Raw genomic sequence first — 6,582 nt, 5'->3', positions numbered from 1 at the left:
GTCTATGGCGCCATTCCTTGACCCTACTCTGCAAGTCCGGTTCTGTGAGGGGATTCATTAACAATGAAACTATTTCGAAAGGAGTAAGAGTTATGAGTTCTACTCGACCAGAGGCACCTACACCCCCCTCTCGGCCCGCTGCTCTGAGCGATCAGAATATAAGTTATTAGCCGCTCTGGGCTATCCCATTGGGATCGTGGCCCTCATCCTGGCTTTGTTGGACATCAGCAAACAGGACCGGTTTGTCAAATATCATGCCTGGCAGGCCCTGTTGCTCTGGATCCCAGTAATAGGACTGTGGATCGCCAGTTGGGTTATTTCTATGATACCTGTTCTAGGTTGGATAATGGGATTCTTGATAGGTCCTTTGGTGATTCTTTTTGTCATTGGAATTTTTATTTATTCCATCGTGCTGGCAGTGTGGACCTATCAGGGCAAGTACTTCGAGGTACCCGTTATCTATGGCATAGCCAAGAAGTACATGGAATAGGGGACGGGAGGCAGGCTCAGGCTCATGTTGCAGCTTCTGGTCCCGGTCTCCTTGGATAATGCGGAAAAACTAGTCGCCTCGGAGTTTTGAGGCGACTAGTTTTCTGCCCTGATTACCGGCGGGATTGAGGTAAAGCTGGTGGAGAAGTAAGGGCGCCTGGCCGGTAACCTTGACAAACACCTTCATTATTGGTACCTTCTTGACTGCCCCTATATTCTTCTCCTTGTTGGGCCTATAGCTCAGTAGGTTAGAGCGCACCCCTGATAAGGGTGAGGTCCCTGGTTCGACTCCAGGTAGGCCCACCAACGTGTTCTTATTCAGACCATAGTTAAATAAAAGGTCGGAAAGGTCGGTATATTTGGCTCTTTCGATCTTTTTGCTTTTAACAAAGATTTTCTTAAAGAAGGCTTGGTTGAACATCTGTCGGGTAGGCTGGCCGGGTATGTTTACACCGCAAGATCTAATCTTGGAACTATCTATCGTTAGTCACGGGCGATTTTCTTGCAACACGTCTCCAGCTAGCCTACAAGGTATGTGCTGTTTGAGTAGTGGACAATCCGTTAGTTCCCTTGACATACCCGCATAATCTAATATAATAGACTTATGTCTAAAATATTAGAATATCAAGAACCCCAACAGCATCTTTTCTCCACAAATTATCAAAAAATTCTAAAGCATCTTGTTGACCATCCCAGTGGCGAGCACACAGAAAAAGAAGTTCAAGAAGCGACTTCTATTAGCAGAGCTGGAGTTAACTTTGCGCTTCGCGCTCTAGTAAAAGATGGTCTGGTAAGACTTCAGAAGAGAGGGAAGATGTCTTTTTATTCAGTGAGTTTGGAGAATCCGCTAGTTCGCCAGATCAAAGTTATTATAAATCTACTTAAGATTGAGCCTTTGCTTTCAACGATTAAGGACCTGGCGGAAAGGATTATTCTTTTTGGAAGTAGCGCAACCGGCACGAATATTGAGGAAAGCGACATTGATCTATTTGTCCTCACCAACAACCCAAGAGAGGCTCTAAAAAGGATCAGTGGTCACCCGCTGGCCGAAAGAATCCAGCTTGTAGCTAAAAAACCCATTGACTTTGTATCACTAAAGAAAAAAGACCCCGTCTTCTATGATGAAGTATCAAGAGGTCTATTAATCTGGGAAAAGAAAAAATGAACAAAGAATTTGAAGAGTGCCTGGAGAAAAGAAAGATAACCAAATTTGACAGAGCAACAAGGCTCGTTTCAAAGGAGATAGGTTTAGCCCAATCGGACCTTGAATCTGCCAAAGGGAGCTCCAAGGACGGAAACCATAAATGGTCAATTATCCAGGCATATTACTCTATGTTTCATTCCGCCAGGGCGCTCATATATTCCAAGGGATATCGAGAGCGAAGCCACTACTGCTTAATCGTGGCCATGAGGGCTTTATTTGTATCAGAAGGATTATTAAGCCCTATGCTGGTTGAAGCCTTACAGCTTGGAAAAACCTTAAGAGAAAACGCTGATTATTACGGCGAGTTTTCCGAAGCAGCAGCCATCCAGATGCTTGAAGATGCAGAAGAGTTTTTAAAAACTGCCAAACGTCTCACAAAACAGGAATCCAGAATTCCAAAAACTGAGTAACTAGTAGCGTCTAACCAGCGGCGATTTTCTTGCAACACGTCTCCAGCTAGCCTACAACGTATGTGCTGTTTGAGTAGTTGACAATCACGTCCACCAGTTTTTGAGTAACCAGGCACCAGTAGACGACACCACGGTTCTATTTATTTCTTTCAGCTAGCGACTATTCCCTTGCCCACTATTTCCCCATATTTGAGGACGACGTTCTATTCCAAAAATCTCTGATTCAGAGATCAAGAAGATCTGAGAAGTTATATACCCTAGAGTATAATACTCAAAAGTATACTTTCTCCTCTTTGACTTGCGCAATTTGATTGATATAATTCTTATGAAACAGGACTGGAGTTCGAGGGGGCATAGCTCAGATGGAAGAGCGCCTGCTTTGCACGCAGGAGGTCGGCGGTTCGAATCCGCCTGTCTCCACCACTTCTGAACAGGGAAAACGGCAAAAAAGACTAGTAAAAATTTGATCGGATAAGCTTCTTGTCCATATTTTGTCCATATAGGAAAGAGGGCCAGGCCGCTACAGGTCGAGTATCAAACCCGTCCATTTTTGACTTCTGCACTTATTTTGCACTTGTTAGGATTCAAAAGGACACCAGAGGAGATTATGAAGAGATCAAAAAGAATCGATGTGACCGGTCTTCCGGAGGAACCGATGCCTCAAAGACCTAACAAAAGGGAGGAATCATGGGAGAAAAGAAAGTTATTTATAGTAATTCAGTCAATATCAACATAAACCCCACCGAGACTACTTTTACCTTCGAGGTACGTGATCCACGTAACCAAGAAATCATCGATACAGCCTATATTTATACCTCGCCGAGCTTTGCTAAAGAAATAGCAAGGTTAATTCTTCGGATTATTGAGGAAAATGAAAAACGCCTTGAATATAAAGTACCAGAGTTGTCTGAGTTGCCTGGGCAGAGGGGGTGAGCGAAATTATGACAAAGTTGCAGCTTTCTTATGAACATTCCCGAGGGGAAGGGACAGTCTCACTTTTTGTTCAATCCGATTCTGCTATAATGGAATTGAAATCAATACCATGTGTTGGACAATACCGCTTGTTTCCCGTGTGGCTAGGGGTGACCCAAATGGCTACCATTCAAACAACTAGATCCCTATCGCAAGCAATTATTGATGCCTTTAAAGATCTCGTTAGCAAGATAGATGGCGTGAGTGCAGCCTACCTTAAGGTACGAGGGGATAGCTTTAGCATTTGGACCATTATCGACAGAGACGACACTGCCTTAATGCGACAAGTCTTTAAGGCAGAGTTCGAACTTATGGACCGATTCCCAGATCCTGAATTTGATTTCAGGGTCATTCCTAAGGATATCTTTTCCCCGCCAGAAACATTTACCCAGATTCTTTAGGACAATTGGTCATGCCCTCTCAAAATGAACACATCAGAAAAGCTATCCACAATAAGAGCTTTCTTAATTCATTTGAGCTGAACACCACATCATATGTAGATTGGCTAGTCACTATTCTTTTCTATACTTCTCTCCATTATGTAGACTCCAAACTGGCCCAACTGAATTTTCATCCCGATAGCCATGGCCAAAGAAGAAAATATATATGGCAAACAGACCTAAAGCACATAGCAGAGGAATATCGTCTTTTAGAAAACCAATGTCGCAATGTCCGGTACTTCGATACCTCGGATTGCACACACATGAGGCAAAGATTAATAGATGAGCTGATTCCAGCCTTCGAAAAAATCAAATCTGAAGTCACTAGATAATTTCTTAAGCATTGTTACGAGCTTAGTGATAGTTAGCAATTTTATAGACAGACATTGCCTTTCATGTTTCCAGCGACCATAGACTGCTGGGCTAATCCAAGATTCAAGATATTCAAAGACGCATTCCAATCAGCATCCAGAGTGCAGTCACACTGCCTACACTTGAATATCTCACCATTCCTGTTTAGCTTGTGAACAAACCCACACCTACTGCAGGTCTGTGACGTATAAGCAGGAGCAATCATCTGACAGTGGACGCCACCTACTTCAGATAATTGTTGTATCCTGCTTATAAGCTTAGAGTAAGTCCATCTCTGAAACTTACTCCTGAACTCCTTATTTAAACGATCGCTTTATCAGGTCTATCTGACTGCGGAAGAACAATTACCGTACCGGTTGGTAACTGCCCGCATTTGATAAGACCTGGCTTCCAATGTCTCCACGCTGTTTTATAGCAAACACCCTTTAATTTTGCATAATCAGATAACTTCATATTTATATTATAGACTTTGTTTCACCAAATGTTAAGACTTTTCTATAAATCTGTTAAAGTTTTATCATACCTCCAATTTAGCCGGTTCGAGCAAGCCCTTCGCCAGTAATACGATTGTGCTGACCTTGTTTTAGATTCTTCTTAAAGAAATCTTCCTTATCTCATAGCTGACTCCTGGCATGGCTCTTCTTGATAGAATCCGCCAGGAAATCGCACGTCCTTTCTATGTCCAGTTTGGGAGTGTTTAGAACCAGGTCATAGAGTTGTGGGTTGTCGATTTCTACTTTGTAAATCCTCCTGTGGTATCCAGCTCGATTTTTATCGCTCCGCTCCACCTCTTTGGTTGCTTGCTGGTAAGAGAGGTTATACTTTTCAGAGACTCTCTTGATCCTATCTTCCACCGGAGCAATTACTCTTATGTGGTAGGAATGCGGAAAGTGCTGCAAAATGGCAGCTCCTGCCCGCCCGATTATGACTACGTCTCCCTCTTCCGCCAGCTTCCAGATGATCTTATTCATAGCAATAAAATATCTCTCTTCCACATCATCCACGAAGAAGCCGGGGTCTCTTTCGTCAGCGGCCTCAAATTCTTTTGGCAGTAATCCGTATTTCTTGGACAGTTCCAGTAATTCATCCTTGCCCACGCACCGATACCCTAGTTTCTTGGCCAGCTTATGGGCCAAGATACGCCCCCCACTTCCCTTCTGCCTGGAGATGGTTACCACGGCCATCCTTACCTCCATCCACGATCGTCCTGTGACAAAGCATCTCAATAGATGCGACAAATTATACAGGAATGCTGCGAAGAACTGTATCCCCTGGCTGACACTTTCACCAGGTCAACTGCTGACAGCTCAAGCCGTCAGCAGTTGATTGCAAGTTACAAAGTAAGTGATATAATTAGAAATGGTTTGCTCCTCGAGAGGAGCTTTTTAGCTCAGATTTCCGTATGTCGGGAAAACAGAAGGGAGGTTAAATGGTAGTACAGATCGACAACGAGAAATGTGAAGGAATCGGTGACTGCGTGGATGCCTGTCCAGTCGAGGTCATCGCTCTGGAAGGAGACAAGTGCGTCGTTGTTAATCCTGACGATTGCACGGACTGCGAGGCTTGTGTGGACGCTTGTCCTCGTGAGGCAATTACCATAGTGTAAACAATAAACAAGGGAAAGGCTTTGTGACAGCCTTTCCCTTGTAACTTTTAGTCGATTGCTCATGAAATATGCTATCATTTCGGATATCCACTCTAACCTGGAAGCCCTGGAAGAAGTTCTCCGGGAAATCGATGAGGGAGGGGTGGAGAGGATCCTGTGCCTGGGGGATATAGTGGGCTACAATGCCAATCCCAATGAATGTATTGAGCTGGTGCGGGAGAGAGACGTAGCCTGTATTATGGGGAATCACGATGCAGGAGCCTCCAGCCTGGAATCGCTTGGTTACTTCAACTACGCGGCCAGGAGTGCGCTGATCTGGACCAACCCCCAGTTGACGGAGAGGAATCGGAGATTTCTGGCTGGACTTCCTGAACAAAAGATGATTGACTCTGGCTTTTTGGTGGTCCATGGGTCTCCCTTGGATCGTGATACTTATCTTCTCAGCCATTATGAAGCTGTCAGCCAAATTCCCTACCTGGAGGAGAAGGGAGTCAGAATCTGCTTCTTTGGCCATAGCCACCGCCCTGTCCTACACAGTTATGATACTGAGGTTGTGGGGCAAGGACTGGAGCGTCACCAGCTCAAGACGGATACCTATTATCTGATCAATCCGGGCAGTGTGGGCCAACCCAGGGATGGGGATCCCCGGGCCTCCTTTCTTCTCTTCGATTCGGATAGCTTTCAGATCGAAGTGATCCGCCTGGACTACGATGTAGATAAAGCTGCCAGAAAGGTGTTCTCAGCAGGACTCGATCCGGTATTGGGGAAACGTCTTTACTTGGGCATATGAGGGCGTGATAAGAGACTCAGCGCCCATTCGCTCTCCGGCCTTAATTACTTAGAAAATGCTTGATATTTTCATAGTTCACGGGTGATGGCCCCATCATGGCAATTATGATGAATATATGAGGGATGGGGATAAGGAATGTGATAGCGGCGGCCACGTCTTTTACGCCAGGCGGGCTTAGTATGGTAAGGGATCTATGAGAGAATAGATATGAGGAAGCACTTGCTATGTTTTCATTGCGGAATTCAGATAAGGAAGATTTCTTTAAGAAGAATCTAAAACAAGGTCAGCACAATCGTATT

At 44.6% G+C, this 6,582-nt stretch carries 9 protein-coding genes and 2 tRNA genes; 9 read left to right on the top strand and 2 right to left on the bottom strand.

The features are described 5' to 3' along the window. The first annotated feature begins 196 nt into the window (after window positions 1-196). From HW443_RS08775 to HW443_RS08745, 7 genes are all read left to right on the top strand, one after another. Window positions 197-490, top strand: coding sequence for a DUF4870 domain-containing protein (locus HW443_RS08775; protein ID WP_176231806.1), 294 nt, complete (start codon window positions 197-199; stop codon window positions 488-490). A gap of 228 nt (window positions 491-718) precedes the next feature. Next, window positions 719-795: transfer RNA gene (locus HW443_RS08770), tRNA-Ile, on the top strand. A gap of 298 nt (window positions 796-1,093) precedes the next feature. Further along, the gene (locus HW443_RS08765) at window positions 1,094-1,654 is read left to right on the top strand and encodes a nucleotidyltransferase domain-containing protein (protein WP_176231807.1); all 561 of its coding nucleotides are present in this window, start codon (window positions 1,094-1,096) and stop codon (window positions 1,652-1,654) included. Beyond that, window positions 1,651-2,103 (top strand): HEPN domain-containing protein, encoded by a 453-nt coding sequence (locus HW443_RS08760; protein ID WP_176231808.1) that lies wholly within the window; start codon window positions 1,651-1,653, stop codon window positions 2,101-2,103. The genes HW443_RS08765 and HW443_RS08760 overlap by 4 nt, the downstream gene beginning before the upstream one ends. Before the next feature lie 347 nt (window positions 2,104-2,450). After that, a tRNA-Ala gene (locus tag HW443_RS08755) sits at window positions 2,451-2,526 on the top strand. Window positions 2,527-2,790: 264 nt separating this feature from the next. Beyond that, entirely contained in the window at window positions 2,791-3,036 is a 246-nt protein-coding gene (locus HW443_RS08750; RefSeq protein WP_176231809.1) for a hypothetical protein, read from the top strand. 158 nt (window positions 3,037-3,194) lie between these two features. Further along, window positions 3,195-3,476 (top strand): hypothetical protein, encoded by a 282-nt coding sequence (locus tag HW443_RS08745; RefSeq protein ID WP_176230157.1) that lies wholly within the window; start codon window positions 3,195-3,197, stop codon window positions 3,474-3,476. Window positions 3,477-3,888: 412 nt separating this feature from the next. On the opposite strand, the gene HW443_RS13975 is transcribed toward HW443_RS08745, so the two are convergent. Together HW443_RS13975 and HW443_RS08735 are read right to left on the bottom strand one after the other, a co-directional pair. Further along, on the bottom strand, window positions 3,889-4,140 hold the full coding sequence (locus HW443_RS13975; RefSeq protein WP_176238074.1) for a zinc ribbon domain-containing protein: 252 nt from the start codon (window positions 4,138-4,140) through the stop codon (window positions 3,889-3,891). A 361-nt stretch (window positions 4,141-4,501) separates the two neighbouring features. Further along, window positions 4,502-5,083: a cytidylate kinase-like family protein gene (locus HW443_RS08735; RefSeq protein WP_176226588.1), complete on the bottom strand. Its 582-nt coding sequence runs from the start codon at window positions 5,081-5,083 to the stop codon at window positions 4,502-4,504. Between the two features lie 233 nt (window positions 5,084-5,316). Between HW443_RS08735 and HW443_RS08730 the strand changes: the two genes are divergently transcribed. Both HW443_RS08730 and HW443_RS08725 read left to right on the top strand, forming a co-directional pair. Then, a complete protein-coding gene (locus HW443_RS08730; RefSeq protein WP_176226589.1) occupies window positions 5,317-5,493 on the top strand; it encodes an indolepyruvate ferredoxin oxidoreductase subunit alpha in 177 nt (58 codons plus the stop codon). 61 nt (window positions 5,494-5,554) lie between these two features. Beyond that, window positions 5,555-6,283, top strand: coding sequence for a metallophosphoesterase family protein (locus HW443_RS08725; RefSeq protein WP_176231961.1), 729 nt, complete (start codon window positions 5,555-5,557; stop codon window positions 6,281-6,283). Window positions 6,284-6,582 lie beyond the last annotated feature (299 nt).

Source organism: Candidatus Hakubella thermalkaliphila (genome assembly GCF_013281975.1).
GTDB classification, from domain to species: Bacteria; Actinomycetota; Humimicrobiia; order Hakubellales; family Hakubellaceae; genus Hakubella; species Hakubella thermalkaliphila.
This window is presented reverse-complemented; position numbering and strand designations above follow the sequence as displayed.

What these genes read in the sequence shown, in the direction of transcription:
- HW443_RS08765 (WP_176231807.1), top strand. Translation starts at nt 1,094, where the DNA reads ATGTCTAAAATATTAGAATATCAAGAACCCCAACAGCATCTTTTCTCC.
- HW443_RS08760 (WP_176231808.1), top strand. Translation starts at nt 1,651, where the DNA reads ATGAACAAAGAATTTGAAGAGTGCCTGGAGAAAAGAAAGATAACCAAA.
- HW443_RS08750 (WP_176231809.1), top strand. Translation starts at nt 2,791, where the DNA reads ATGGGAGAAAAGAAAGTTATTTATAGTAATTCAGTCAATATCAACATA.
- HW443_RS08745 (WP_176230157.1), top strand. Translation starts at nt 3,195, where the DNA reads ATGGCTACCATTCAAACAACTAGATCCCTATCGCAAGCAATTATTGAT.
- HW443_RS08735 (WP_176226588.1), bottom strand. Translation starts at nt 5,083, where the DNA reads ATGGAGGTAAGGATGGCCGTGGTAACCATCTCCAGGCAGAAGGGAAGT.
- HW443_RS08730 (WP_176226589.1), top strand. Translation starts at nt 5,317, where the DNA reads ATGGTAGTACAGATCGACAACGAGAAATGTGAAGGAATCGGTGACTGC.
- HW443_RS08725 (WP_176231961.1), top strand. Translation starts at nt 5,555, where the DNA reads ATGAAATATGCTATCATTTCGGATATCCACTCTAACCTGGAAGCCCTG.